The organism is Streptomyces sp. NPDC056527, assembly GCF_042794475.1.
Taxonomy (GTDB): domain Bacteria; phylum Actinomycetota; class Actinomycetes; order Streptomycetales; family Streptomycetaceae; genus Streptomyces.
This window is the reverse complement of record NZ_JBHTTQ010000043.1, coordinates 34680-60329: the sequence shown is the minus strand read 5'-3', so window position 1 is coordinate 60329 and position 25650 is coordinate 34680. Positions and strand designations below refer to the sequence as shown.

The following is a 25650-nucleotide window of genomic DNA, read 5'->3' as shown; positions in this document are numbered from 1 at the left end:
GGCCACGCCTGTGAGCGTGGCCGGGGCCTCTTTCGTCGGACGGGGGGAGCGACATCGGGGGGACAAGCCGCTCCCCCCGATGAGAACCGGTCCTGCAAGTCCTGCGTCGCAGTCAGGGGGGAAGCTTGCGGCGCGGACCCCGCAGTGAGGGCCGGTTCCTCGGCCCCGCGGATTCCTGCCAGATCCGCCGGGCTCGACATCCATACTGCTCTGCCGTCACCCTTCCGGGGGGCGGCAAAGGGCCCCGATCTCCGGGCCCTTGGTCCATAAAGGCCCGGTGAAGTGGCTGAAGTGGCTCCGTTAGACTCACGCGTCCACGCAGGGGTGCAGACAGGGGAGGGCGCGGCAGATGGCGCAAGCGAAGAAGGTCGCGCTCTACGCGCTCGTGGTCTTTGTGCTGTACACGATCATCAATTCCCCCGACAGGGCCGCCGATCTCGTCCAGGTAGGGTTCGAGGGCATATCGTCCGCCGCACAGGGCGTCGGCGAGTTCATGACCGAGCTCGTCAACTAGAACCACCGACGAGGAGTCCTGCTGTGATCCGCCATCTGGTCCTGTTCAAGCTCAACGAGGGCATCACGAAGGACGACCCGCGTGCCGTCGCCGCCGCCGAGGCGTTCGACGGACTGGAGAAGGAGATCCCGGAGCTGGGTTTCTGGGAGTGCGGCTGGAACATCTCCGAGCGGCCGATCGCGTACGACTTCGCCATCAACTCGGCGGTCGAGGACACCGATGCGCTCCAGCGCTACCTGGACCACCCGGCCCACCAGGCGGGCGTCGCGCTGTGGCGCGAGATCGCCACGTGGGTGATCGCGGACTACGCGTTCTAGGGTTCGCCCGACTCGATTCCTCAAGGCCCCTCGCCGTCATGGCGGGGGGCCTTCCGGGTGTTCGCCTCCCGTTTGGCCCCAACTTGCCCTCAACACGTGGTTATACGGTGCTTGCACACAGTGGACATGTCTTGTGATGCTATGACCGCTTTTGATGGATGAGTTTGACCGTAGTTGACCAGCAACACCAGCCAAAGGGGTGGCGTGAACGTGCCGGCCAGTACAGCGCCTCAGGTCCCGCCCCAGAACGAGGCCGGCGACCCCGAGCCCACGCGCCCGCTGTCCCCGTCCGCACGGCCCCAGGCCACCCGGCCGCAACCCCACCGCCCCCAGTCCACCCGGCCGCAGTCCACCCGGCCACAGAGCACCAGGGGCGCCGACACCCGCGCGCTCACCCAGGTCCTCTTCGGGCAGCTCAAGGAGCTCGAACCGGGCACTGCCGAGCACGACCGGATCCGCGGGGCCCTGATCGAGGCCAACCTCCCCCTCGTGCGGTACGCGGCGGCCCGCTTCCGCTCCCGCAACGAACCGATGGAGGACGTCGTCCAGGTCGGCACCATCGGCCTGATCAACGCCATCGACCGCTTCGACCCCGACCGCGGCGTGCAGTTCCCGACCTTCGCGATGCCCACCGTCGTCGGCGAGATCAAGCGCTACTTCCGCGACAACGTCCGCACCGTGCACGTCCCGCGCCGCCTCCACGAGCTCTGGGTCCAGGTCAACGGCGCCACCGAGGACCTCACGACGGCCCACGGCCGCTCACCCACCACCGCGGAGATCGCCGAGCGCCTGAAGATCGGCGAGGACGAGGTGCTGGCCTGCATCGAGGCCGGCCGCTCGTACCACGCCACCTCCCTGGAGGCGGCCCAGGAGGGCGACGGCCTGCCCGGACTGCTCGACCGGCTCGGCTACGAGGACCCGGCACTCGCAGGCGTCGAACACCGGGATCTCGTACGGCATCTGCTCGTACAGCTGCCCGAGCGCGAGCAGCGGATCCTGATGCTCCGTTACTACAGCAACCTGACCCAGTCTCAGATCAGCCAGGAGCTCGGCGTCTCGCAGATGCATGTGTCAAGGCTCCTCGCCCGGAGCTTCGCCCGATTGAGATCCGCAAATCGGATCGAGGCGTAGCTGAAACGGGTAGACCGGTTCGGAGCAGTTCCGCGGCGCCCCAAATGCCGTAACCCCCTTGTTTCCTGCGGATATTCGCCTACACCATGTCGACAAGTCACTACAGCGTGTTGCCGACATGTGACATTCTGCTGGAACCGCGTTTGCCGCAGCCTCGCCTCCGGTATTCAGGTGGAGGCTGCGTTCCTCCGATGGTCGTGGCCGCCGCGACCGTCCGCGACCTCAAGGGGGTGGCATGTCCGCAGAACAGGGCAGCTCGAAGGTGCTCACGCTCACGCCCGCGCAGACGCCGGTACCGATGCCGGTCCAGCCGTCGGCGGAAAGTGCCGAGCCCGCCGCGCCGCTTGTCGTCACGCCGGAAGCCATCGACACCCGCACGCTCTCCCGCTCCCTCTTCCTGCGGCTCCGCGCCCTGGACGACGCGGGCGCCGCCGCGGACAGCCCGGAACGGACCTACGTCCGCGACACCCTCATCGAGCTCAACCTGCCGCTCGTGCGGTACGCGGCGGCCCGCTTCCGCTCCCGCAACGAACCGATGGAGGACATCGTCCAGGTCGGCACCATCGGCCTGATCAAGGCGATCGACCGCTTCGACTGCGAACGCGGCGTGGAGTTCCCGACGTTCGCCATGCCGACCGTCGTAGGCGAGATCAAGCGCTTCTTCCGCGACACCTCCTGGTCGGTGCGCGTCCCCCGCCGGCTCCAGGAGCTTCGCCTGGCGCTGACCAAGGCCAGCGACGAGCTGGCGCAGAAGCTGGACCGCTCCCCGACCGTCCCCGAACTCGCCGCCGTCCTCGGGGTGTCGGAGGAGGACGTCGTCGACGGCCTCGCGGTCGGCAACGCGTACACCGCCTCCTCGCTCGACTCCCCCTCCCCGGAGGACGACGGCGGCGAGGGCTCGCTGGCGGACCGGCTCGGGTACGAGGACACGGCGCTGGAGGGCGTCGAGTACCGCGAGTCCCTGAAGCCGCTGCTCGCCAAACTCCCGCCCCGGGAGCGGCAGATCATCATGCTGCGCTTCTTCGCCAACATGACCCAGTCCCAGATCGGCGAGGAGGTCGGCATCTCCCAGATGCACGTCTCCCGGCTTCTGACCCGCACCCTGGCCCAGCTCCGCCAGGGCCTGATCGCCGACTGAAGTTCGCGGTTCAGGTTCACAACTGACATGTCGTCAGCAAGACTGGCGCCATGCGGCTACAGAGGTCACTTCTGACGGTGGTCGCGCTCTGCCTCGGCGGAGCGCTGACCGCGTGCGGCAGCGGAGACGACGGCGAGGGCTACGCGGCGGTCGGCGCGGGCTCCACCCCGAAGGACGCGGTGCGGCCCTCGGGATCGGTGACGCTGATCCCCCTGGACGCCCCGTCGGCCGACGGCACGACCTCCAGCACGTCGTCCCCCTCACCCCGCCCGCCAGGGGCGACCCCTGCCCCCGGCGGTACGGACACGGGGACGGCCCCCGGAACCTCTCGCCCCGGAACCACGCCCGCCCGGCCCGGCACGACCCCGCCGCGCACCGCCACCGCTCCACCCCCGGGCACGACCACACCGCCCGCCCCCTCGCAGCCGCCCACCAGCCCCACCACACCCGCCTCGCCCGCCACGCTCACCCTCTCCGCCCCGGTCCTCACGGAGGCGGACAAGCGATGGTGCGAACGCGTGACGGTCACCTTCCGCAACACGGGCGGTACGGCGGCCACTTCGGGAACGGTCACCTTCGCCACCCACATCATCGGCGCGCTCGGCGTCGACTGGGCGACGATCGAATCGGCCCAGCCCCTCCCCGCCCCCATCGCGGCCGGAGCGGCGCAGACCCGGACGTACACGGTCTGCGTGGACTCCTGGCGCGTCCCGCTCGGCATGCACGTCGACACCCAGAAGGTCACGGCGACCTGGAAGTGACCGCGGAGGGCCGAACCAGGCGTGAGCGGCTCGCCCGTGGGCACTCTGTGACCGTGAAGAACACCAAGGCTCTGTCCATCGGACTGCACCCGCGCTCGCTCGACTACAGCACCCTCCCCGACGGTGTCGACGAAGCGTCGCTCACCGCACGCATCGCGGCCGGGAACGCCGCGCTGCGCGAGGCCGGCTTCGACGTCGTGACCTGTCTGGTCGACCCCTCTCCGGACGGCGCCGAGGCCGCCGTGCGGAAGCTGCTCGAGGACGGGACGTTCGGCGTGGCGATGATCGGTGGTGGTGTGCGCATGATGCCCGAGCACACCCTGCTGTTCGAACGGCTCGTGAACGTCCTCATCGAGGCCGTGCCCGGGATCCGGCTCTGCTTCAACACCTCTCCGGAGACCACCGTCGACGCGTTGCGGCGCTGGATCGAGCCGTAGCGGCACGCCTCGGGTTCAGGCGAGGAACAGGGCGGCGACGGCCGGGGCCGCGTACATCACCGGCCAGACGACGTGTGCGTACGAGCGGGCGCGGATCACGGTGATCAGGGCCCCGGTGAAGTACAGGGCCACGCCGATCCCGGCCGCGAGGCCGATCGCCGGGATCCACAGACCGGCCACGAGGCCCACCGCGCCGGCCGCCTTGGCCAGGCCGAGCCAGGTCCACCAGGAGCGGGGGACTCCGTACTCGGTCAGCGGCTGGATGACCCACGGGGCCTTGATGAAGACCGAGAGCGCCGAGAAGCCGACCATGAACGCGGCGACGGCGGTGACGACGATGTGAGTGGTGGACATCGGAGGCTCCTCAGCTCGGGGCGAGCGTTTCCCGCTCGCACACCCCACTGACGGAGCGCACCGCACATGTGTGACGGCTCCCGAGGAGTTCGCCGGCCGCTTCCTGGGGCCGGTCGAGAGCCGGTCGCCGCCCTCGGAGCGAGGACGGCCTGGCCAGAAGCCCACAGGAGCGTCCGGGCCAGACCCCTCGGAGACTCGAAGGGCAGGAAGGCCGCGAGGCCACGAAGGCCCGGGCTCCGACCTCAGCCCAGCGCCAGCCAGCCCACCGCCGCCAGGACCACGATCGCCGCGATCACGCCGACGATGAGGCCCACCCGGGGGCCGGAGGACTGGGGGGCCGCCGCCTGGCGGCCGCCGCCCTGCGGGGCGCCCTCGTCGACGAAGGCGCGGAACATCTGCGTGCTGCCGGCCGGGTCGTAGTTGCCCTCGGGGCCGGGGCCCTGACCGTACGGAGCTTGGGGGTTGTGTGCCATGAGCCAGGACCCTAGCGAACCCCGGCTGCCGCCCCCAAGCCCCAGCCCGGTCCGAGCACCGGTCCGGCACCGGTCGAGCACGGGACTGGCACCGATCCCCCGCACGGCGGCCCACCTCCGCCCCCGTCCCCTTCCACCCCCTTCTCCCTCACGCCTCCCGCCCCCGCTCCCCCTTTGCCGATTCTTTAGCGCCGTTTGACCGATTTAGTTTGCCTGGAGCAACCATCCATCTCTATGGTTGCCCTAAGCAACAAGATGCATCGGGTCATGGGGTCGCAGTGGACAAGCCGAACCGGTACGAGAACCTCGCCCGACAGGTCAGCGCCATCGGCGCGGTCAAGCGCGGGATGGCCCGCTCACTGCCCGCCGACTGCCCCAGCGGCTCCGCCATCGTCCTCGCCCTGCTCAAGCACGACGGGGACATGAGGATGAGCCGGATCGCGGAGCGGATGGCCGTCGACATGTCGGTCAGCAGCCGCCACGTCTCCCACGCCGTCGACCGCGGCTGGGTCGAGCGGCTGCCCGACCCCGCCGACCGGCGCTCCCGCATCCTGCACCTCACCGCCGAGGGCAGGGAGAAGCTCGACGAGCTCGACCGGCGGCTGACCGCGATGCTCACCCGCAACCTCGCGGACTGGTCCGACGACGACGTCGAACTGCTCACCCACCTGCTCGCCCGCCTACGCGACTCCTTCGGGGACTGCCGGGCCCACCACGCCTAGCCCCGCGCACCGCCTGTCACGAGCACCCACCTGCCTCAAGCACCGCCGCAACCCGCACACGCGTAACAGCAAAGGACGTTCATGGCCACGACAACACCCGCCCCGCCAGCGCAGGCGGGCGGCCACACCTCCGGCGCGGCGCCCATGACGCACCGGCAGATCATGGAGGCGCTCTCCGGGCTGCTGCTCGGCATGTTCGTCGCCATCCTGTCGTCGACGATCGTCTCCAACGCCCTCCCCCAGATCATCACCGACCTCGGCGGCGGCCAGTCCGCCTACACCTGGGTCGTCACGGCCGCGCTTCTGTCGATGACCGCGACCACCCCGCTCTGGGGCAAGCTCGCGGACCTCTTCTCCAAGAAGCTGCTCGTCCAGATCGCGCTGGTCATCTACGTCGCCGGCTCGGTCGTCGCCGGTCTCTCCCAGAACACCGGGATGCTCATCGCCTGCCGTGTCGTCCAGGGCATCGGCGTCGGCGGTCTGACCGCCCTCTCCCAGATCATCCTGGCCGCGATGATCGCCCCGCGTGAGCGAGGCCGGTACAGCGGCTACCTCGGTGCGGTCTTCGCCGTCGCCACCGTCGGCGGTCCGCTGCTCGGCGGCGTCATCACCGACACCGACTGGCTCGGCTGGCGCTGGTGCTTCTACGTCGGCGTGCCGTTCGCGCTGATCGCGCTGCTGGTCCTCCAGAAGACGCTGAAGCTCCCCGTCGTGAAGCGCAAGGTCAAGGTCGACTGGACCGGTGCCTTCGTCATCAGCGCCGCGGTCTCCCTCCTGCTGATCTGGGTGACCTTCGCCGGCGACAAGTACGACTGGATGTCCTGGCAGACGGCCGCCATGGTCGGCGGCTCCGTCTTCCTCGGCGCGCTCTTCGTCTTCGTCGAGTCGAAGGCCGAAGAGCCGATCATCCCGCTGCGCCTCTTCCGCAACCGCACGATCACCCTCGCCTCGCTCGCCTCGCTCTTCGTGGGCGTCGCGATGTTCGCCGGCACGGTCTTCTTCAGCCAGTACTTCCAGCTGGCGCGCAACGAGTCGCCGACGATGTCCGGCGTCCTCACCATCCCGATGATCGCCGGTCTGTTCGTCTCCTCGACCGTCTCCGGCATGATCATCACCAAGACCGGCAAGTGGAAGGCCTGGCTGGTCAGCGGCGGCGCCCTGACGACCGGTGGACTCGGCCTGCTCGGCACGATCCGCTACGACACGGAGTACTGGCACATCGCGCTCTTCATGGGCGTCATGGGTCTGGGCCTCGGCATGATGATGCAGAACCTGGTGCTCTGCACGCAGAACCAGGTGGCCCCGGCCGACCTCGGTTCCGCCTCCTCCGTCGTCACCTTCTTCCGCTCCCTCGGAGGCGCGATCGGCGTCTCGGCGCTCGGCGCGGTGCTGGCCAACCGGGTCACGCACTACGTCCAGGACGGCATGACCGCCCTCGGCCCGAAGGCCGCGGGCATGGCCAACGGCGGTTCGGGCGGTGGCATCCCGGACATGGACAAGCTGCCGGCCCCGATCCGTACCGTCATGGAGGACGCGTACGGACACGGCGTCGCCGATGTCTTCCTCTACTCGGCGCCGTTCGCGCTGCTCGCCTTCCTGGTGACGCTGTTCATCAAGGAGGTCGCGCTGAAGAGCGGTTCGGCCGCCAAGACGGACGCGGCGCCGGCCGCCGCGCCGGAGGGGCCGACGGCCGCCGGGGCGGTCACCGCCACCACGGCCGCGGTGAGCACCGGCCTGACCATCAGCGGCACCGTCCGTACCGCCGAAGGCACCGACCTCCCCGGCGCGACGCTCACGCTGATCTCGCTCGGCGGGCAGCAGCTCGGCCGCTCGGTCGTCGGGAGCGAGGGCCGGTACGCCTTCGACGCCCCGGCCACCGGTTCGTACGTCCTCATCGCCTCCGCCGACGGCTTCCAGCCGCAGGCCTCGACGGTCGTCGTGAACGACGGTCCGCTCGCCCACGACGTGCTCCTGACCGGCACCAGCGGCCTCATCGGCTCGGTGACCGCGGCAGAGAGCGGCGCCCCCGTGGACGGGGCCATGGTCGTGATCACGGACGTACGGGGCGAGGTGCTGGCCACCGGCAAGTCCGGTGCGGACGGCGGCTTCGCCTTCGGCGAGCTGGTGCCGGGCGCGGTCACGGTCGCGGTCACCGCCGCCGGCCACCGCCCGCAGGCGCTGCCCGTCGAGATCGGCGGCCAGGGCGCGACCCGGCTCGACGTGGCCCTCGCGGCCGGGGCGGTCGTCCACGGGACGGTCCGCGCGGGCCTCGACCACCGGCCGCTGGCCGACGCGCGGGTGACCCTGGTCGACGCCGCCGGGAACGTGAAGGCCTCGGCGACGACGGACGCGGACGGCGCGTACGCCTTCGCGGACCTGGACGCCGGTGAGTACACGCTCATCGCGACCGGCTACCCGCCGGTGGCGGGACGGCTGACCGTGACCGGTGCCGGGGTCGACGGCCACGACATCGAACTCGCCCACCCGGGCGAGTGACCGACTCCCGGTCGCGCTTCGAGCGGAGACGCGACCGGGTCCGGGGCGGCGGGCAGGGGACGGCCTGCCGCCCCGTTGTTCTTCCGAGTGAGGGTTGAGGGTACGGATGGGACTGCACGCACAGGTACGGACCCGCGACGGGTGGCCGGTCCAGCACGCGGTGGTGACCGTGACGGACGGTTCGGGCGGACAGGTCCTGCGGGCGGCGGCCGACGGGGACGGAGTCGTACAGGCGGAGGGGGCGCTGGCCCCGGGGCCGTACACGGTGGTGGTGACCGCGCTCGGCTACGCGCCGGACGCGCGCACGTCGCTGGTGGGCGGGACCGGGCGGGCGGATGTCGGGACGGTCGTCCTGGCCCGCACGGGCGGTACGGAGCTCCCGCCGCCGGGAGTGTGGACCCTGGACGCGGCGCACTCCTCGGTGGGGGCGGTGGCCCAGCACCTGGGGATCTCCAGCGTGCACGGCCGGTTCACCGAGTTCACCGGCCGGATCGAGATCGCGCCGGAGGTCCTGGCCTCGCGGGTGGAGGCGGTCATCGCGGCCGGGTCCGTCGACACGGGCAACGAGCTGAGGGACAAGCACCTGCGGTCCGAGGACTTCCTGGACATGGACCGCTTCCCGGAGATCACGTACCGCAGCTCGGCGCTGCGCCAGGCGGGTCCGGACCGCTGGACCGTCGACGGCGAGCTGACCCTGCGGGGCGTCACGCGGCACGTCCCGCTGGATCTCACCTACCTGGGGACGAGCGCGGATCCGTGGGGCGGGGTGCGGGCGGCGTTCCGCGCGGAGGCGGAGCTGCGGCGCGAGGACTTCGCGATGAACTACAACCAGGTGGTGTCGGCGGGCATCGCGGCGATCGGCGCGACGCTGCGGGTGACCTTGGACATCCAGGCGGTACGGGAGGGCTGAGGGCGGTACGGGAGGGCTGAGGGCGGTACGGGAGGCCGAGGGGCGCCACGGGCCGCTGAAGCGAGCACCCTCCCGGAACGCCCCTCCCGAACACCCGCTCCGCCGAACGCTCGCCCCGAAGGGCTAGGAGCCTTCGCCCTCGCGCGCCGCCATGACCTCGATGCCCGCGATCAGGATGTCGAGGGCGTAGGCGAAGTCCCGCTCCCACATGTCGCTGACGCTGCCGTGCGTGGCGCGTTCGGCGAAGAGCTCCTCCATCTTCGCCATCGGCTCGGCGAACTGCGGCTCGTCGCGGAACGCGGCGACGGACTCCGTGTAGAACTCGTCCTGCGTCATGCCCGCCTCGGCCGAGCGCCGGGCGAACAGGGCCTCGATCGTGCCGTATCCGTACACGAACTGGAACACCGCCGCGAGCGTGCCCGGCTGACCGTGGACCGGGAGCCCGGTGGCCCGGACGGCGTCCTGGATCGCGGTCCCGACGACGAGCGCCCGCGGCCCGATGTTGAGGTACATGCCCACGCAGGCCGAGACCCAGGGGTGGCGGACCAGCATCCGGCGGTACCCGAGCGCGAGGGCCCGGAGCCGGTCGCGCCAGTCCTCGGTCGCGGAGACGGCCTCCAGGTCGACGTCCCCGTACACGGCGTCGAGGGCGTACTCGATGATGTCGTCCTTGGTGTCCACGTACCAGTAGAGCGACATCGCCGTGACGCCCAGTTCGGTCGCCAGCTTGCGCATCGAGAGCCCGGCCAGGCCCTCCTCGTCGAGCATCCTGATCGAGGTCGCCACGATCCGGTCGCGGTCGAGGCCGGCCGGGCCGCCTCCGGCGCGCTGGGTCGGCCGTTCGAGCCATACGGAGGAACGCGCCGGGTTCTTGGCCCGGTCTGCGGCCTTGACCATCGCGTTCCTCCGTGAGCTCACTCTGTCAGCGGTCCGTCACCATGCTATGCAGCCGCTTCCCTCTTCTCGGACCGTTCCGCCCGGCGCAGCAGCGCCGCCGCGAGCAGGCCGCCCGCGAAGACGGCGATGGCGCCGACCAGCTGGCTGGTCTGGAGGCCGGTGGCGAACGCGTCGGAGATCTGCGCCCGTTCGGCGTCGCTTCCGGCCGCCGCGAGGGCCGCGGGCAGCGAGGCCGCGGTGACGGCGACGAGCGCGGCGAAGCGGGCGTTGAGAACGGCGCCGAGGACGGCGACGCCCAGGCCGTTGCCGAACTCGGCGAGGGTGCCGTTGATGCCGGCGCCCACGCCCGCCTTCTCCGGCGGGATCGCGCTCATGATGGCGTTGGCCATGGCAGGGGAGGAGACGGCGATGCCGCCGCCCATCAGGACCAGGCCGAGGAGCATCCCCCAGTAGCTGCCGTCCGTACCGCCGCCGAGGACGGCGATCGAGGTGAGACCGCCCGCGACCAGGGTCATGCCGAGGACGACGGCCGACGGGGTGCCGATCTTCATCACCAGCTTGGGGCCCATGCCGGTCAGGTTGAGGCCCACGATCGTCAGCGCGAGGGGCGCCATCCGGAGACCGGCCTCCAGCGGCTCGTAGCCGAGCACGAACTGCAGGTGCTGGGTGAGCAGGAACAGCGAGCCGCCCATGCCGAAGACGACGAGCAGCGAACCGCCGATGGCGCCGATGAACTTCTGGTTCCGGAAGAAGTGCATGTCGAGCATCGGGTACGGGGTCCGCAGCTCCCAGAGCGCGAAGGCTCCGAGGACGAGGACACCGATGGCGGCCGGGACCAGCACCTCGGCGGAGGTCCAGCCGTGCTCGGGGCCCGTGATGATCGCGTACACGACGGCGGTCATACCGATCGTGGAGAGCAGCGCGCCGAGCAGGTCGGGGCGCTCGCCCTGCGGGTTCTTCGACTCCGGTACGAGCTTGAGGACGGCGACCAGGCCCACGGCCGCGACCGGGATGTTGACGAGGAAGATCATTCCCCACCAGAAGTGGTTCAGGATCACGCCGCCGATCAGCGGGCCGGCGGCGAAGCCGAGCGAGCTGACCGTGGACCAGAGCGCGATCGCCTTGACCCGCTCGGAGTCGTCGAAGATCTGCATGACGACGGCGAGGGTGGTGGTCATCAGCAGCGCGCCGCCGACGCCCATGCCGGCCCGGGCGGCGATCAGCTGCGCGGTGGAGTCCGCGAGTCCGGCGGCCAGCGAGCCGAGACCGAAGAGCGCGAGACCGACGGCGAGGAGCTTCTTGCGGCCGTAGCGGTCGGCGGCGTTGCCCGCCGTGAGCAGGAGGCCGGACTGGACGAGCGAGTACGCGTTGATCATCCACTGGATGTCGGTGGTCGTCGCGTGGAGTTCGGAGGTCAGCGAGGGGATCGCGACGCTCAGGACGGTGTTGTCGAGCAGCACGGTGAGCTGGGCGAGGCAGATGACGCCGAGGATCAGCCAGCGCTGCGGATGCCCGCCGGGGGTGGCCTTCCCGGCGGTGGGTTCGTTCGCGGCGGTCGTCGCCGTCATGGGACAGCACTCCTTGTACGGTGTACGGGACTAGGTCTCGTACACCGTACAAGGGTCTCTCTTACGCTGTATAGCGATTACTTCTTCCGGGTCAGGTCGTAGAACGTGGAGCCGTCGACGGTGACCTGCTGGAAGGTGGCCGTGACCCACGTCGAGATCTCGGAGTTGCCACCCATTCCGCCACCACCACCCCCACCGGTGCCGCCGCCGACGAAGTAGTGGATCTTCCCCTGGGCCACGTACTGCTTGAACTGGGCGAGGGTCGGCGACGGGTCGCTGCCGTTGAAGCCGCCGATCGCCATCACCGGCTTCCCCGTGGCGAGCTGGTAGCTGGCCGCGTTCTGCGCGCCGATCGCCGCCGCGACCCAGGTGTAGTCGTCGGCGCCGTCGAGGAGGGTGGCCTTGGCCTTGGAACCGACGGTCGCGCCGTTGAGCAGACCGCCCATGCCGCCGGGGCCGCCGCGCTCCATGCCCGCGCCGCCGTCGCCCCGGGCATTGCCCTGGCCGCCGCCCCGGGCATTGCCCTGGCCGCCGCCCTGGGGAGGCGCCCCGCCGGGCATCTGACCGCCCTGACCGCCGGGCATCTGACCGCCGGGGGCCTGACCACCGGGCATCTGACCGCCCTGACCGCCGCCCGCCTGGCCCGCGCCGGCCTGGCCACCGCCCCCGTCGAACATCCCGTACATCGCGCGCGGCCCGCCGCGGCCCCCGCCGGGGCCGCCCATCGCGCCGCCCGCCGGGCCCGCCGTCACGATCGACCCCTGGTGGCCGGTGCTCAGCGTGGAAAGGGTGTACGCGACCGGGCCCGCGAGACTCGCCGCCAGACCGAGCCCGGCGAGACCGAGCCCGATCCGCCGGTCGAGGCGTCCGGCGAGCAGCAGCCCGAGCGCGGCGGCCGAGCCCGCGATCAGGACCGCCCAGCGCAGCCACGGCATCCAGTCGGGCGTCCGGCCGAGCAGGACGTACCCCCACACCGCCGTCCCCGCGACCGTCACGGCCAGGGTCGCCGACGCGGGGAGCCTGGTGCGCTCCTCCCACAGGACGCTCGCGCCCATGCCGACGAGCGCGGCGATGTACGGGGCCAGGGCCACCGTGTAGTACTCGTGGAAGATGCCGGCCATGAAGCTGAACACGCCCAGGGTCATCACCAGCGAACCGCCCCAGACCAGGAACGCGGACCGCGCCGTGTCCGTCCGCGGCGCACGCCAGGTGATGACGAGCCCGGCGACGAGCAGGATCAGCGCGGCGGGCAGCAGCCAGGAGATCTGACCGCCGACGGCGTCGTTGAACATCCGTCCGATGCCCGTCTCGCCCCAGCCGCCGCCCTGACCGCCACCACCGCCGCGGCCTCCGCCGCCGACGCTGCCGGTCTCGTTGCCGTTGATCCGACCCAGGCCGTTGTAGCCGAAGGTGAGCTCCAGGAAGCTGTTGTTCTGCGAGCCGCCGATGTACGGACGGGAGGACGCAGGCCACAGCTCGACCAGGGCCACCCACCAGCCGGCGGAGACGATCATCGCGAGCCCGGCGAGGGCCAGTCGGCCGATCCTGCGGCCGAAGCCGCCCGGGGCGCACACCGCGTACACGAGCGCGAGCGGCGGAAGGATCAGGAACGCCTGGAGCGTCTTGGCGAGGAAGGCGAGGCCGAAGGCGACCCCCGCCCACACCAGCCACTTCGTGCCGCTCTTCGCGTCCTCCAGAGCCCGCAGGACGCAGTACACGGCGACCGTCATCAGCAGGGCCAGCAGCGCGTCCGGGTTGTTGAAGCGGAACATCAGCGCCGCGACCGGGGTGAGCGCGAGCACCGCGCCCGCGAGCAGCCCCGCTCCCGCGCCGAACCGACGCCGAACCGCCGCGTAGAGGACGGCGACGGTCGCCACCCCCATCAGCACCTCGGGCAGCAGGATCTGCCAGGACCCGAGTCCGAAGAGGCGCACGGACAGCGCCATCGGCCAGAGCGCGGCCGGCGGCTTGTCGACGGTGATGGCGTTCGCCGCGTCGAGCGAGCCGAAGAAGAAGGCCTTCCAGCTCTCGCTGCCGGCCTGGACCGCGGCGGAGTAGAAGGAGTTGGCGTAGCCGGAGGCGCTCAGGTTCCAGAGGTAGAGCAGGGTGGTCGCGAGGAGGAGGACGAGGAACGCGGGGCGCACCCACGGGGCGTCCTCGGCCCGCCCGCGCCAGAGCCGGCCGATGCGGCCCGGCCGGATGGACGGCGCGGCATGGGCCGCGCGGACGGCGGGCGCCGAAGGCTCCAGCGGCCCGGAAGGCGTGTCGTACGTGGTCATCGGGTGTTCCTTGAGGGCGAGGTGTCCGGGAAGACCCAGAGGCGGAAGAGGAGGAAGCGCACGACCGTCGCGGCGAGGTTGGCCACGATCAGCACGGCGAGTTCGGTGGAGTGGGCGGGGTCGCCGGTGGCCGCGCCGAGCGCGGCGAGCGAACCGCTGGTCAGCGCGAGGCCGATGCCGAAGACGACGAGCCCCTGCGCCTGGTGGCGGACGGCCCGGTCCCTGCCCCGTACGCCGAAGGTGAGACGGCGGTTGGCGGCGGTGTTGGCGACGGCCGACACCAACAGCGCTCCCGCGTTCGCGAGTTGAGGGCCGACACCGAGCCGGAAGAGCGAGTACAGCGCCAGGTAGAAGAGCGTCGACAGCACTCCCACGACACAGAAGCCGACCAGCTGTCGGGCCAACCCGCGAGGAACGCCCGCGAGTTCACGGTCCCTGGGGTCGTCGCCGAAGGGCCGGGCGAGCCGGTCGAGCGGCAGCGAGCCGGTGGCGAGCGCCCGGCCCACCCGCCAGACGCCCTTCAGGTCGTCGGTGGCCGTCCGCACGATGTGGACCGTGGAGTCGGGGTCGTCGACCCAGTCGACGGGCACCTCGTGGATGCGCAGTCCGGCGCGCTCGGCGAGGACGAGCATCTCGGTGTCGAAGAACCAGCCCGTGTCCTCGACCATCGGCAGCAGGCGGGCGGCGACATCACCGCGTATCGCCTTGAAGCCGCACTGCGCGTCGGAGAACCGGGCGGCGAGCGAACCGCGCAGGATCAGGTTGTAGGCCCGCGAGATGAACTCCCGCTTCGGCCCCCGCACGACCCGCGAGGAGCGGGCGAGCCGCGAGCCGATCGCCAGATCGGAGTGGCCGGAGATGAGCGGCGCCACGAGCGGCAGCAGGGCGTTCAGATCGGTGGAGAGATCGACGTCCATGTAGGCGAGGACGGGCGCGTCCGAGTGCGACCAGACGGTACGCAGCGCCCGCCCCCGCCCCTTCTGCTCCAGCCGTACCGAACGCACCTCGGGCAGCATCGCCGCAAGAGTGGCGGCGACCTCGGGGGTCCGGTCGGTGGAGGCGTTGTCGGCGACCGTGATGCGGAAGCCGTACGGGAAGGTGCGGGAGAGGTGGTCGTGGAGCCGCAGGACGCACGGCTCCAGGTCCTTCTCCTCGTTGTAGACGGGAATCACCACATCGAGGACGGGCCGCCCGGCCATGCCCACGGGCAGATGCTCCCGGGCGGGGAGGGTGCCCGCGATCGTTTGGGTTCGCATGGCACAGACCCTCGCCGGGGCCGCTGTCACGGCTGTGTGATGAGCCTGTGCCCTGGCTGTGAGTCGTGCGGGGCGGGCCGCTCCAGGGGGAGCGCCACGGCGAAGACGGTCTCCCCCGGCCGGCTCCGTACGGTCACCTCCCCGCCGTGGGCGACCGTCACCGCCCGCACGATGGCGAGCCCGAGCCCGGTGCTGCTGCCGCCGGCCTGACGGGTACGGGAGGCGTCGCCACGCGCGAACCGCTCGAAGACGACGGGGAGGAGCTCGGGCGGGATGCCGGGCCCGTCGTCCTCGATCTCGACGAGGGCCCGGCCACCCTCCGTCCGCACCCGCGCGATGACGATCGTGCCGGGCGGGGTGTGGGTACGGGCGTTGGCGAGCAGATTGACGAGGACCTGGTGGAGACGGGCGCCGTCCGCCCGTACCGACACGGCGGACCGGGGCAGTTCGAGCCGCCAGTGGTGCTCGGGTCCCGCCGCGCGGGCGTCGGAGAGGGCGTCCACGACGAGCGGCGCGAGATCGGTGCTCTCGTAGGAGAGCGGGCGTCCGGCGTCCAGTCGGGCGAGCAGCAGCAGGTCCTCGACGAGCCCCGTCATCCGGGTCGCCTCGGACTCGATGCGCCCGAGCGCGTGCCGGGTGTCGGGGCCGCACTCCTCCCGGCCGCGCCGCGTCAGCTCCGCGTATCCCCGAATGGAGGCGAGCGGCGTACGCAGCTCGTGGCTGGCGTCGGCCACGAACTGCCGTACCCGCGTCTCGCTCTGCTGACGGGAGTGGAGCGCGGAGTGGACATGGTCGAGCATCCGGTTGATGGCGGCGCCGACCTGCCCGACCTCGGTGCGCGGATCCGCCTCCGTGACACGGTGGTGGAGGGCCGGCTCGCCGCTGTGCAGCGGCAGTTCGGAGACCTGGGTGGCGGTGGCGGCGACCCGCCGCAGCGGCCGCAGCGCGATCCCGACCAGCGCGCCGCCGGCCAGCGAGGCGGCGACGAGACCGGCGCCGGTCACGCTCACCTCGACGAGGATCAGGGTGGAGAGGGTGTCCTGGACGTCGGAGAGCGGGATGTCGACGAGATAGTCCCCACGGCTCCCTGAGGCGTACTCGACCCGGTAGTCGTCCATCCCCGGCAGCTCGACGGTGTGGGGCGAGCCGTCGCGCGGAACGGCGGAGAGGGCGGCGCGCTGGGCGGCGTCCAGGGCCTGGGCGCGGTACTTCGGGCCGTACCTCCCCTGCTCCTCTTCCTCCTCGGAGACGGCGGCGTCCCTCAGCTCGCCGTCCACGACGGACGCGCCGACCGTGCCGAGCGGGGCACCGGGTCCAGTGAGGAATCCGAGCACCTCGGAGGTGCCGTCCGGGGTGCCGTCGGGGAGGGGGCCCGGCATGTTCTGCGGCGGCCCGGCGGCCCGGTTGGCGACGCCCTGCAGCTGCCCGTCGGCCTGGTCGTACAGATAGGACCGGAACGCTATCGTCGTCACCGTCCCGATCACCGTGGCGACGATCGCGATCAGGGTGACGGCGGAGACGACGAGCCGCGTGCGGAGCGACCAGGAGCGGGGGCCTCGCATCGTTCGTCCTACTCCCCGGGCTTGATGAGATAGCCCGCCCCGCGCCGCGTGTGGATCATGGGGGCACGCCCCGCGTCGATCTTCCGCCGCAGGTAGGAGATGTACAGCTCGACGACATTGGCCTGGCCGCCGAAGTCGTAGGACCACACCCGGTCCAGGATCTGCGCCTTGCTGAGCACCCGGCGCGGATTGCGCATGAGGTAGCGCAGCAGCTCGAACTCGGTGGCCGTGAGATGGATCGACTCGCCGCCGCGGGTGACCTCATGGCTGTCCTCGTCCAGCGTCAGGTCCCCGACGGCGAGCAGCGACTCGCTGCGGGCCTGCGCCGCGCCGGAACGCCGGATCAGCCCGCGCAGCCGCGCCACGACCTCCTCCAGGCTGAACGGCTTGGTGACGTAGTCGTCGCCGCCCGCCGTGAGACCGGCGATCCGGTCCTCGACGGCGTCCTTGGCGGTCAGGAACAGCACCGGCACGTCCGGCTGCTCGCGCCGCAGCCGGCCGAGGACGGAGAGCCCGTCCATGTCGGGCAGCATCACGTCGAGGATCACCGCGTCGGGCCGGAACTCCCGCGCCGCGCGCAGGGCCCCGGCCCCGTCGCCCGCGCTGTGCACCTGCCAGCCCTCGTACCGCAGGGCCATGGAGAGGAGCTCGGCGAGCGACGCCTCGTCGTCCACGACGAGAACGCGGACGGCCGAGCCGTCGGGCCGGGTCATGTCGGTACGCCCGCGGGGCTTGGTGGCAGTCATACGGCCACGCTGTCCGGACGTACTGAGATCTCCCTTTCCCTCAGCTGTGAATTCCCTGAGAAAGCCGGGGGAAGAGCGCCGCGCCGTTGCCGTACAGGACCCGGCGCATCCAGTCGTCCCCGAGCCCGAGCCGTTCGAGGGCCTGCAGCTGGTGGGCGTACGGATAGGGGATGTTCGGGAAGTCGGAACCGAGGAGGATCTTGTCCTGCAGGGAGCGCAGACGGGGGAGTTCGGCGGCGGGGAAGGGCGCGAGGCGCTCGCTGAAGTCGGTGAAGGCCATGGTGGTGTCGAGGTGGACGCCTTCGTACCGCTCGGCCAGATCGAGGAAGTCGGCGTACTCGGGCATCCCCATGTGCGCGACGATCAGCCGCAGCCCGGGGTGGCGGGCCAGCAGCCGTCCGACGGGTCCGGGTCCGGTGAACTTCCCGGGAGCCGGTCCGGAGCCGCAGTGGATGACGACGGGGGTGCGCGTGTCCGAGAGCGTCGCCCAACTCTCGTCGAGGAGCGGATCGTTGGGATCGAACCCGCCGACCTGGAGGTGGACCTTGAAGACGCAGGCGCCGTCGTCGATCGCCGTGCCGACGTACGCGGTCGCGTCCGGCTCGGGGTAGAGGGTCGCGGTGTGGAGGCAGTCGGGCGTACGGGCGGCGAAGTCGGCGGCCCAGCCGTTGAGCCAGGGGGCCATGCCGGCCTTGTGCGGATAGAGCATCGAGGTGAAGGCGAGGACCCCGAACTCACGGAGGAGGGCGACCCGGCGGTCCTCCTCCTCGCGGTAGGTGATGGGCCACTCCATGCCGGTCAGGGGGCCGACGGAGTCGAAGTACGCCCAGACCTTGTCGAGGACGTTGCGGGGCATGAAGTGGGTGTGGACGTCGATCAGGCCGGGCAGGCCGAGCCGCCGGACGATGGCGTGGGTCTCGGCGGCGTGGGTCTCGGCGGCGCTCACGGCCGGGACTCCGGCCGGATTCGGTGTCCATGGATCATGCGGATCACCCTCCACCGAACGGACCGATCATGTCCATACGGAAGCCGGGAGGATCCCCGCCGTCACGTCGGGAACAGCCCGTCCTGGACGTCGGTGTTCGCCTTCCGCACGGGGACGCTGACGCGGTGGCCGGGTTCGACGGCGACGAGCCCCCAGCCGCGGACGATACGGGTGTCGAGGGCGAGCACCCGGCCCTCGGAGTCGAGAAGGTGCAGGTCGGGCCCGGCGGCGGCGAGGAGACGGCCGGCGACGACACCGTCGTCGCAGAGCTCGGCGACGGTCCCGGCGAGTCCGGGGAGCCCGTCCAGCCCGAACGCCTCGGCGTGGTCGCACACCTCGCAGGGAAGCGTCTCCAGGGTGTCGCCCCAGGCGGGCAGGGCGACGGCCCGCCGATACAGCTCCTCGATCTCGTGGCGGCGCGCGTCCGGGGCGGGCAGCTCGTGCCGCACGGCGCGCTTCCGCTCGTACGGGATCCGGTCGGGCACCTTCAGGGCGTGCCGCAGCAGCTCCTCGGTCCGCCGGGCGGCCATGAGCGGGCCTCGCCCGAGCCAGCTGAACGCGACGGCCCCCTGCTCCAGGAGCCGGGCGTCACCGCGCTCCTCGCCGGTGATCCCGACCTTGGTCATCCCGGGCCCGAACCAGGCGAGGTACACGCGGTACGTCCGCGGATCGTCGGCGATGGTGTCGGCGGCGACCGAGTGGACCCGGTCGAGCCGCGCGCACTCGGGGCACTGTCCGCCGGTGGCACGCGCCGGCACGGTCGCTCCGAGCGGGCAGGGATTCCCGCGGGCCCCGGGGCACAGCCGCTGCCCGACGGCCCGGAAGGCGACCTGCTGCCCGTACGTGAGCGCGGACACCCGCCCGCCCTGCCAACGCAGCCCGGGCACACCCTCGCTCCACCGCATCCCCGTACACCGCCACGTCACGGGACCAGTCTCCTCCGAGGGTCTGACAGCGAGGACGACAGAGGCCCCCGGAACACTCCGGGGGCCTCCGCACAGCTGCCTGGCGCCGGACTACCGCGCGACGAACTGCGTCAGGATCGCCTGCACTTCGTAGATGTCCACGCCCTTGGTGAAGGTCTTCTGGACGGGGACCGAGTTGCCGGAGATCCATATCTTCAGCTCGGCGTCGAGGTCGAACGTGCCGGCCGTCTCCACGGCGAAGTGCGTGATGCTCTTGTACGGGATCGAGTGGTACTCGACCTTCTTGCCGGTGATGCCCTGCTTGTCGACGAGCACGAGCCGCCGGTCGGTGAAGAAGATGGTGTCGCGGATCAGCAGATACGCGGCGTGGATCTGCTCCCCCTGCCCGAGCAGCCGCGCGTACTCCTGCTGCGCCTGCGCCGGATCGATCTTGTGCGCGTTTCCGAACAGTGCCATGCCCAACCCCCACGATCAGAAGAAAGAACGATCTTCCGACCTTATCCCGACGAACCGGCGGCGCAGGAGCCTGTCAGGAACGAGCCCCGCCCCACGAGTTCACGGCCACTGCCGTCACAGGCCGTCCCGGATTCCCCCACCACCGCCACGCCCACACCTCACCGACCGCACGACCCCCACACCCGAGAAGCGGCCGACGCCTTCGGCTGCGTCGGGAATGCCGGCCCGTCGCGCCGACCTCCCTGGAGCGCGGACGATCCCGCCTCTAGGCTTCGAGCGCTTCGCGGACCGCCCTGAGCCGGACTCTGGCCTCTGCGATCCAGTCGTCGTCCAAGGCGAGCGGCACCTGGACACGGATGCCGGTGCCGGGTGCGTCACGGACCTCGACGACGAGCGGGTCCTCGGCCACGAACCGCAGGTACGCCGTACGGCCCTCTCTGGGCCAGTCCCCGCTGAACACTTCATCGTCGTCTTCCTCGGAGGCGTCGTCCTCGGAGGCCTCGTCCATGACTTCTTCGAGGGCATCCAGGAGAAGGCCCCACTCCTCGATGTCCTCGTCGAAGATCCCCGTCCGCACCGAGGCGTTCACGAAGTCGCTTCGGATCCGGATCTCCGCATCGAAGTAGCGGCCTGACACTCCGGTGAACGACGGGCCGGTCGACAGCAGGCGAACCGCGACGCTCTGCGTCCCGCTGTCCAGGCCGATCAGCTCCAGCAGTTCTCCACCCTCGGCCACGGCTGCCCCTCCAGCTCATCCGGTTGCTCTACTTCGCTGCCGTACGACACAACGCAAGAGGCCCCGGACTTTCGTCCGGGGCCTCTCAGGCTGTGCACTCGGCAGGATTCGAACCTGCAACCTTCTGATCCGTAGTCAGATGCTCTATCCGTTAAGCTACGAGTGCTTGTGCTTCTCGGCTTTTTTCTTGCCGGTCGGCGTTGCGTGGACAACATTACATGACCTGCGCCGTAGCGCGAAATCCATTAGCCAGACCCCCTCTGACCTGCGGAAACGCCATTCAGGGGCGTCATCCCGGAGCCACTCCCTCCGCCGGGTGGGTGACCCGCGTGGGTCCGAAGAGGGGCCGGAACGGCCGAAGCCCCGGCCGTGTGGGCCGGGGCTTCGGTGTGGGGCGGAGGCGGAGGGATTTGAACCCTCGATGGGCTTTAAGGCCCAAACCGCATTAGCAGTGCGGCGCCATAGACCGGACTAGGCGACGCCTCCATGCACCTCACGCGGGCGCGAGTGGTGCGTGCAGATGATGACACAGGCGAGCCGGGTGTCACCAATCGCTTCTCACCGTACTAGCCCTCCGGGGCCGAGGGCAAAGCCCCTCGGCCCATCCCGGTTGCGCAACGAACGGCAGTACGGAGCGTTAGAGGAGACGGGCCCGAGCCCATGGCCCCCACCCGCCTCCCTGGAGTTCGCATGCTGCGCCGCCTCGCACTCGCCGCCCTCGCCACCACCGCCGCGGGCGCCACCGGGCTCGGGCCCGTGCCGCCCTTGCCGCTGCTGTCGTCGCACGACGTGCTCACCGTGACGGTCAGCAAGAGCGGGCACCCGAAGGCGGACGGCACGTTCCGGCTCGACTGCGACGGCGAGGCCGGCGGCGACCACCCCGCGGCCTCCCACGCCTGCGCGCGGCTCGACAAGCTCGCGAAGGAGGGGCACGACCCCTTCAAGCCGGTCGACAAGGACGCGCTCTGCGGGCAGCAGTACGGCGGGTCCGTCGTCGCCCGCGTCACCGGCGACTGGCGGGGACGCTCCGTCGACGCCCGCTTCTCCCGTGCCAACGGGTGCGAGATCGACCGGTGGGAGAAGCTGGAGCCCGTACTGCCCCGCGTGCGGGGATGAGGTGAGGATGACGTTCGGATGTTGCCGGGGGCAAGAGACCTCTCCCCGCGACCACCGAGGCTGCCTTTAGACTCCTCGCAGTGACAGGCTGCGGCCCGAGGGGCAAGATGGGGCCGGCCAGCCGGGCAAGGTGCAGTGGGTCAGGGAGGAAGCGTCGTCGTGAGCAGCAGGCCATCCCGAGGCGCTGCTCGCCTCGCAGCCATACTTGACGCCCTCCCCGACGGCCTCGTGCTCGTCAACTGCAACGGCACGGTCGTCAACGCCAACACCATCGCCCTCGGCATGTTCGAGACCCCCGGCACCGCGCTCGTCGGGCGCGGGCTGCTCGATCTGCTGCCCGGGTTCGACTCGCGGCTGATCCCCGGCTCCATGCGGCGCCCCGAGGGAACCGACGAGAGCGGCCGTACGAAGCCGACCCGGATGATCGCCCGCCGGACGGACGGCAGCGAGTTCGCCGTCGAGGTCACCAGCGCCAATCTGGAGGACGGGCGCGAGGCGTACGACTCCTACAGCGCCTACACCGGCGACGAGCTGCTCATGCTCGTCGTCCGCGACCTCACCGGCACCCTCGACACCGAGGCCGAACTCGCCCGCTCCCAGCGCCAGACCGAGATGATCCTGCGCGCCGCCGCCGAGGGCGTCGTCGGTACGGACACCGACGGGCGCGTCGTCCTGGTCAACCCCGCCGCCGCGCAGATCCTCGGCTTCCGCGCCAGCGATCTCGGCGGCAAGGAGCTGCACCCGCTGATCCTGCACTCGCGGGCGGACGGCGAGCCGTTCGCGTACGAGGAGTCGCCGCTCGCCGACACGCTCAAGTCGGGGCGCAAGCACCGCGTGCGCGGGCAGGTGCTGTGGGCGAAGAACGGTTCGCAGGTGCCGGTCGACCTGACGACCGCTCCGGTACGGGACGGGGACCAGCTCGTCGGCGCGGTGATGACGTTCACCGACCGCCGGCCGTACGAGCAGCTCGCCAAGGAGCAGGAGTCCGAGCGCGCCGGCCTCACCGAGAAGCATGCCTCCGAACTCGCCGAGCTCAAGAAGAGCCACGAGGAGCGGGCGAAGGCGGACAAGGAGCGGTACGAGGCCCTGGCGGGCCGGCACGAGCAGCTGACTGCCGTCCTCGGCGAGTCGCTGCGCGGGCCGCTGGAGGAGCTGCGGACGGAGCTCTCCACGCTCGCCGCCGACGACGCGGGCCAGCTGTGGCCCGAGGCCAACCAGCTCCTGCACCACCTGGCCGCCGGGTACGCCCGGATGACGACCCTCGTGGACAACGTCCTCGGCTATCAGCGGCTGGACGCCGGGGAGGAGACCCTCGGCACGTCCGTCGTCCTGCTCGACGGGGTCGTGACCGCGGGCGTCGACGGGGCCGTGGAGCTCATCGGGCCGGGCCGGGCACAGTTCGCCGTCCACGCGCCGCCGATCGAGGCGGAGGTGGACGCGGGACGGCTCGCGACCGCGCTCGCGCATCTCGTCGCGGACGTGGCCGGCGTCGACTCCACCGGCAAGGCCCGGGTCGTCCCGGGCGCGGGATACGCCGACTCGACGATCGTGGTGGCGGCGGCGCAGCGCGGCGATGTCGTACGGATCGAGGTGCGCGGGCCGTACGCCGGCGGCGACCCGGTCCACCAGCCGATCGTGCGCGGGATCGTGGCCGCGCACGGCGGTGTGGTGCAGACGCACGAGGTGCCGGGGACGAGCGGCGGCGCGTACGTCCTGGAGGTGCCGCTCGGCGCCGGCAAGGGCACGGTCACGGCGCCGCCCGCCCCGACGGCCGTGGAGACGCCGCCGGAGACGGAGACGGATTCGAAGGCCGAGGCCCAGGTCGCTCCGGCCGGTGGGCAGCTCGCGCTGCCCGCACAGGCCTCGGACACCCAGGGTGGCGGACGGCGGCGCGCCCGGCGGGCGTCCACCGATGCCTTCCTGGAGAGCCCGGTGGCCCCGGAGGCCGGCGCCGTCGAGCCGACCGGACGCCGCCGCGGACGTACGGAGGAGGCCCCGGCCGCCCCCGCCGAGCTGATCCCCGCCCAGAGCGCGGGCGGCGCCCCTGCCGTCGAGCCGACCGGGCGCCGTCGCGGCCGGCCCGCCGAGGGCGCCGTCGTGACCGCCGCCGAGGGCGCGCAGGGACGTGCCGCGCTCGGGGACGCCGTGCCCCCGCAGGGTGTTCCCGTACCCGCCCAGGGCGTTCCCGCCGAAGCCCCCGCCCTCGCCCGGGCCGCCCTGCCCGCCGTCGCGAGCGCCGATCAGGCGGCCGAGGAGCGGCCCACCGGCCGGCGGGCGCGTCGCGCGCTCGCCGCGCAGGAGCGGACCGCCGCCGCCGAGTCCGGGCCGCGTACGCCGTTCGCGCTGCCCCCGGCCGACGCGGACCGCGCCCCGGAGCCCGCGGCCGAGCCCGTACCGCAGGCCGCGGCCGAACCGCAGGCCATGTCCCTCCCGCAGCCGATGCCGCCGATGCAGGTGAGTGACGAGGGGCAGCACGAAGCCGCTCTGTCCGTGCCGGACGCCGACCACACGCCTCCGCAGTCCCACCCGCAGCCGCTGCCCGAGCCGACCGGTCGGCGTCGTGGGCCGGCGGTCGCCGAGGAGACGCGTACCGGCACCGGATCCGTACCGCTGCCTCCCGAGGTGCCCGCGCCCGCCGCTCAGGCCGCTCTTGCCGCTCCCGCGGTTCCTGCGGCTCCTGCGGCTCCGAAGGACGTGACGCACAGCGGGCGGGCGTTCAGCGTGCGGACGCTCGGGCAGGGCGTGCCCTTCGCCCAGCAGATCGCCGCGCAGCCCGGTGCACAGCAGGGCGGTGCGTCGCAGGGTGGTGGGTCGCAGGCTGGTGCGTCGCAGGGTGGTGCGTCGCAGAACGGTCAGAGCAATGGCTCCGGGCGGCGGCGCAAGCTCGCCACCCCGCCCGAGGGCGACCGTCCGGTCCCGGCGGCCGTGCCCGTACCGGCCGCCCCGGCGGCTCCGGCGGAGCCCGCCGCCAAGTCGCACCCGCAGCAGCAGCTCGCCTCGCTCGCCCAGGCGGCTCCCGAAGGCCGTTCCTACGCCATAGGGGCGCCCGCCGAGGGTGCCGCCGAGGGTCCCGAGCCGCTCGACGGGCCCGGCGGTGCGGTCGAGGTCGCCAACAAGCCGCTGCCGCAGCCCGTCGACGACGAGCTGCCCCCGGAGCCGCTGGACAACCCGCGCCGGCTGCTCGTCTGGCCCGCTCCGGACGTCTCCACGCAGCAGGCGCTGAGCGACCGCGGCTACCGCCCGGTGATCGTCCACTCCCGTGAGGAGGTCGACGCCCAGATCGCCGCCTTCCCGGCCGCGCTCTTCGTCGACCCGCTGACGGGGCCCATCACCCGCACCGCGCTCCAGTCCCTGCGCCAGGCGGCCGTCGCCGCCGAGGTGCCGGTGCTGCTCGCGGCCGGGCTCGGGCAGGCGACGCGCGAGGCGGCGTACGGCGCCGATCCCGCCGTACTCCTCAAGGCGCTCGCGCCCCGCGACAGCGAGCAGCACCCGTCGCGCGTGTTGCTCATCGAGGAGGACGACCACATCGCGCAGGCGCTCGCGGCGACCCTGGAGCGGCGCGGGATGCAGGTGGCGCGGGCGGCGGCGGACAGCGACGCCGTCACGCTGGCCACGCAGATCCGGCCGAACCTGGTCGTGATGGACCTGATGCAGGTACGCCGCCGCCGGGCCGGGATCATCGACTGGCTGCGGGCCAACGGGCAGCTGAACCGCACGCCGCTCGTCGTCTACACCTCGGAGGACCTCGACGAGGCCGAGCTGCCGACGCTGTCGTCCGGCGAGACGGTCCTCTTCCTGGCGGAGCGTTCGAACAGCAACGAGGTTCAGGCCCGGATCGTGGACCTGCTCGCGAAGATAGGCACCAACTGA

At 71.8% G+C, this 25650-nt stretch carries 23 protein-coding genes and 2 tRNA genes; 11 read left to right on the top strand and 14 right to left on the bottom strand.

Annotated features, from left to right (window positions below; genetic code table 11):
• The first annotated feature begins 349 nt into the window (after nucleotides 1–349).
• From ACFQ7Q_RS21290 to ACFQ7Q_RS21265, 6 genes are all read left to right on the top strand, one after another.
• Nucleotides 350–514, top strand: a complete 165-nt coding sequence (locus ACFQ7Q_RS21290) for a hypothetical protein (RefSeq protein WP_175439350.1) — start codon at nucleotides 350–352, stop codon at nucleotides 512–514.
• Between the two features lie 23 nt (nucleotides 515–537).
• The gene (locus ACFQ7Q_RS21285) at nucleotides 538–831 is read left to right on the top strand and encodes a Dabb family protein (RefSeq protein ID WP_383170464.1); all 294 of its coding nucleotides are present in this window, start codon (nucleotides 538–540) and stop codon (nucleotides 829–831) included.
• Nucleotides 832–1041: 210 nt separating this feature from the next.
• Nucleotides 1042–1962, top strand: coding sequence for a SigB/SigF/SigG family RNA polymerase sigma factor (locus ACFQ7Q_RS21280; protein WP_383557471.1), 921 nt, complete (start codon nucleotides 1042–1044; stop codon nucleotides 1960–1962).
• A gap of 235 nt (nucleotides 1963–2197) precedes the next feature.
• Nucleotides 2198–3100 (top strand): RNA polymerase sigma factor SigF, encoded by a 903-nt coding sequence (locus tag ACFQ7Q_RS21275; protein ID WP_383557468.1) that lies wholly within the window; start codon nucleotides 2198–2200, stop codon nucleotides 3098–3100.
• Nucleotides 3101–3150: 50 nt separating this feature from the next.
• Nucleotides 3151–3861, top strand: coding sequence for a hypothetical protein (locus ACFQ7Q_RS21270; RefSeq protein WP_383557465.1), 711 nt, complete (start codon nucleotides 3151–3153; stop codon nucleotides 3859–3861).
• 53 nt (nucleotides 3862–3914) lie between these two features.
• Nucleotides 3915–4298 carry a hypothetical protein gene (locus ACFQ7Q_RS21265; RefSeq protein ID WP_383557463.1) on the top strand — a complete coding sequence of 128 codons (384 nt, stop codon included), beginning with the start codon at nucleotides 3915–3917 and terminating at the stop codon, nucleotides 4296–4298.
• A gap of 15 nt (nucleotides 4299–4313) precedes the next feature.
• Here ACFQ7Q_RS21265 and ACFQ7Q_RS21260 read toward each other — a convergent pair whose 3' ends face one another.
• Nucleotides 4314–4652, bottom strand: coding sequence for a DoxX family protein (locus ACFQ7Q_RS21260; RefSeq protein ID WP_383557461.1), 339 nt, complete (start codon nucleotides 4650–4652; stop codon nucleotides 4314–4316).
• A gap of 242 nt (nucleotides 4653–4894) precedes the next feature.
• Complete coding sequence (locus tag ACFQ7Q_RS21255; RefSeq protein WP_383557459.1) at nucleotides 4895–5125, bottom strand: hypothetical protein; 231 nt, start codon at nucleotides 5123–5125, stop codon at nucleotides 4895–4897.
• A gap of 278 nt (nucleotides 5126–5403) precedes the next feature.
• Here ACFQ7Q_RS21255 and ACFQ7Q_RS21250 point away from each other — a divergent pair, with 278 nt between their 5' ends.
• The 3 genes from ACFQ7Q_RS21250 to ACFQ7Q_RS21240 all read left to right on the top strand — a co-directional run bounded on the left by ACFQ7Q_RS21250 (nucleotide 5404) and on the right by ACFQ7Q_RS21240 (nucleotide 9253).
• Nucleotides 5404–5847 carry a MarR family winged helix-turn-helix transcriptional regulator gene (locus ACFQ7Q_RS21250; RefSeq protein WP_383557457.1) on the top strand — a complete coding sequence of 148 codons (444 nt, stop codon included), beginning with the start codon at nucleotides 5404–5406 and terminating at the stop codon, nucleotides 5845–5847.
• An 81-nt stretch (nucleotides 5848–5928) separates the two neighbouring features.
• Nucleotides 5929–8343 (top strand): MFS transporter, encoded by a 2415-nt coding sequence (locus ACFQ7Q_RS21245; protein ID WP_383557454.1) that lies wholly within the window; start codon nucleotides 5929–5931, stop codon nucleotides 8341–8343.
• Nucleotides 8344–8449: 106 nt separating this feature from the next.
• Entirely contained in the window at nucleotides 8450–9253 is an 804-nt protein-coding gene (locus tag ACFQ7Q_RS21240; RefSeq protein WP_383557452.1) for a YceI family protein, read from the top strand.
• Nucleotides 9254–9376: 123 nt separating this feature from the next.
• Here the strand turns inward: ACFQ7Q_RS21240 and ACFQ7Q_RS21235 are convergent, their stop codons facing one another.
• The 12 genes from ACFQ7Q_RS21235 to ACFQ7Q_RS21180 all read right to left on the bottom strand — a co-directional run bounded on the left by ACFQ7Q_RS21235 (nucleotide 9377) and on the right by ACFQ7Q_RS21180 (nucleotide 21150).
• Complete coding sequence (locus ACFQ7Q_RS21235) at nucleotides 9377–10150, bottom strand: TetR/AcrR family transcriptional regulator (protein WP_383557450.1); 774 nt, start codon at nucleotides 10148–10150, stop codon at nucleotides 9377–9379.
• A gap of 44 nt (nucleotides 10151–10194) precedes the next feature.
• The gene (locus tag ACFQ7Q_RS21230) at nucleotides 10195–11718 is read right to left on the bottom strand and encodes an MFS transporter (RefSeq protein WP_383557447.1); all 1524 of its coding nucleotides are present in this window, start codon (nucleotides 11716–11718) and stop codon (nucleotides 10195–10197) included.
• A gap of 77 nt (nucleotides 11719–11795) precedes the next feature.
• Nucleotides 11796–13997, bottom strand: coding sequence for an ArnT family glycosyltransferase (locus ACFQ7Q_RS21225; protein ID WP_383557445.1), 2202 nt, complete (start codon nucleotides 13995–13997; stop codon nucleotides 11796–11798).
• Complete coding sequence (locus ACFQ7Q_RS21220; protein WP_383557443.1) at nucleotides 13994–15253, bottom strand: glycosyltransferase; 1260 nt, start codon at nucleotides 15251–15253, stop codon at nucleotides 13994–13996. Before ACFQ7Q_RS21220 ends, ACFQ7Q_RS21225 begins: the two co-directional genes overlap by 4 nt.
• Before the next feature lie 26 nt (nucleotides 15254–15279).
• The gene (locus ACFQ7Q_RS21215) at nucleotides 15280–16815 is read right to left on the bottom strand and encodes a sensor histidine kinase (protein ID WP_383557440.1); all 1536 of its coding nucleotides are present in this window, start codon (nucleotides 16813–16815) and stop codon (nucleotides 15280–15282) included.
• Between the two features lie 8 nt (nucleotides 16816–16823).
• The gene (locus ACFQ7Q_RS21210; protein ID WP_383557437.1) at nucleotides 16824–17561 is read right to left on the bottom strand and encodes a response regulator transcription factor; all 738 of its coding nucleotides are present in this window, start codon (nucleotides 17559–17561) and stop codon (nucleotides 16824–16826) included.
• A gap of 40 nt (nucleotides 17562–17601) precedes the next feature.
• Nucleotides 17602–18507: an amidohydrolase family protein gene (locus ACFQ7Q_RS21205; RefSeq protein WP_383557434.1), complete on the bottom strand. Its 906-nt coding sequence runs from the start codon at nucleotides 18505–18507 to the stop codon at nucleotides 17602–17604.
• A gap of 101 nt (nucleotides 18508–18608) precedes the next feature.
• Nucleotides 18609–19451: a DUF2797 domain-containing protein gene (locus ACFQ7Q_RS21200; protein ID WP_383557475.1), complete on the bottom strand. Its 843-nt coding sequence runs from the start codon at nucleotides 19449–19451 to the stop codon at nucleotides 18609–18611.
• Between the two features lie 111 nt (nucleotides 19452–19562).
• Nucleotides 19563–19928 (bottom strand): PH domain-containing protein, encoded by a 366-nt coding sequence (locus ACFQ7Q_RS21195; protein WP_362360184.1) that lies wholly within the window; start codon nucleotides 19926–19928, stop codon nucleotides 19563–19565.
• Between the two features lie 265 nt (nucleotides 19929–20193).
• Nucleotides 20194–20664: a DUF5959 family protein gene (locus ACFQ7Q_RS21190; protein WP_383557431.1), complete on the bottom strand. Its 471-nt coding sequence runs from the start codon at nucleotides 20662–20664 to the stop codon at nucleotides 20194–20196.
• A 93-nt stretch (nucleotides 20665–20757) separates the two neighbouring features.
• A tRNA-Arg gene (locus tag ACFQ7Q_RS21185) sits at nucleotides 20758–20830 on the bottom strand.
• Nucleotides 20831–21059: 229 nt separating this feature from the next.
• A tRNA-Ser gene (locus ACFQ7Q_RS21180) sits at nucleotides 21060–21150 on the bottom strand.
• 204 nt (nucleotides 21151–21354) lie between these two features.
• Here ACFQ7Q_RS21180 and ACFQ7Q_RS21175 point away from each other — a divergent pair.
• Complete coding sequence (locus ACFQ7Q_RS21175) at nucleotides 21355–21780, top strand: SSI family serine proteinase inhibitor (protein ID WP_383557428.1); 426 nt, start codon at nucleotides 21355–21357, stop codon at nucleotides 21778–21780.
• Between the two features lie 159 nt (nucleotides 21781–21939).
• Nucleotides 21940–25650, top strand: coding sequence for a PAS domain-containing protein (locus ACFQ7Q_RS21170; RefSeq protein ID WP_383557426.1), 3711 nt, complete (start codon nucleotides 21940–21942; stop codon nucleotides 25648–25650).

Excerpts from the sequence above, each read along its gene's own strand:
- ACFQ7Q_RS21225 (WP_383557445.1), bottom strand. The coding sequence starts at position 13,997 with ATGACCACGTACGACACGCCTTCCGGGCCGCTGGAGCCTTCGGCGCCC.
- ACFQ7Q_RS21240 (WP_383557452.1), top strand. The coding sequence starts at position 8,450 with ATGGGACTGCACGCACAGGTACGGACCCGCGACGGGTGGCCGGTCCAG.
- ACFQ7Q_RS21290 (WP_175439350.1), top strand. The coding sequence starts at position 350 with ATGGCGCAAGCGAAGAAGGTCGCGCTCTACGCGCTCGTGGTCTTTGTG.
- ACFQ7Q_RS21215 (WP_383557440.1), bottom strand. The coding sequence starts at position 16,815 with ATGCGAGGCCCCCGCTCCTGGTCGCTCCGCACGCGGCTCGTCGTCTCC.
- ACFQ7Q_RS21255 (WP_383557459.1), bottom strand. The coding sequence starts at position 5,125 with ATGGCACACAACCCCCAAGCTCCGTACGGTCAGGGCCCCGGCCCCGAG.
- ACFQ7Q_RS21210 (WP_383557437.1), bottom strand. The coding sequence starts at position 17,561 with ATGACTGCCACCAAGCCCCGCGGGCGTACCGACATGACCCGGCCCGAC.
- ACFQ7Q_RS21200 (WP_383557475.1), bottom strand. The coding sequence starts at position 19,451 with ATGCGGTGGAGCGAGGGTGTGCCCGGGCTGCGTTGGCAGGGCGGGCGG.
- ACFQ7Q_RS21270 (WP_383557465.1), top strand. The coding sequence starts at position 3,151 with ATGCGGCTACAGAGGTCACTTCTGACGGTGGTCGCGCTCTGCCTCGGC.
- ACFQ7Q_RS21275 (WP_383557468.1), top strand. The coding sequence starts at position 2,198 with ATGTCCGCAGAACAGGGCAGCTCGAAGGTGCTCACGCTCACGCCCGCG.
- ACFQ7Q_RS21230 (WP_383557447.1), bottom strand. The coding sequence starts at position 11,718 with ATGACGGCGACGACCGCCGCGAACGAACCCACCGCCGGGAAGGCCACC.
- ACFQ7Q_RS21235 (WP_383557450.1), bottom strand. The coding sequence starts at position 10,150 with ATGGTCAAGGCCGCAGACCGGGCCAAGAACCCGGCGCGTTCCTCCGTA.
- ACFQ7Q_RS21220 (WP_383557443.1), bottom strand. The coding sequence starts at position 15,253 with ATGCGAACCCAAACGATCGCGGGCACCCTCCCCGCCCGGGAGCATCTG.
- ACFQ7Q_RS21245 (WP_383557454.1), top strand. The coding sequence starts at position 5,929 with ATGGCCACGACAACACCCGCCCCGCCAGCGCAGGCGGGCGGCCACACC.
- ACFQ7Q_RS21195 (WP_362360184.1), bottom strand. The coding sequence starts at position 19,928 with ATGGCACTGTTCGGAAACGCGCACAAGATCGATCCGGCGCAGGCGCAG.
- ACFQ7Q_RS21175 (WP_383557428.1), top strand. The coding sequence starts at position 21,355 with ATGCTGCGCCGCCTCGCACTCGCCGCCCTCGCCACCACCGCCGCGGGC.
- ACFQ7Q_RS21260 (WP_383557461.1), bottom strand. The coding sequence starts at position 4,652 with ATGTCCACCACTCACATCGTCGTCACCGCCGTCGCCGCGTTCATGGTC.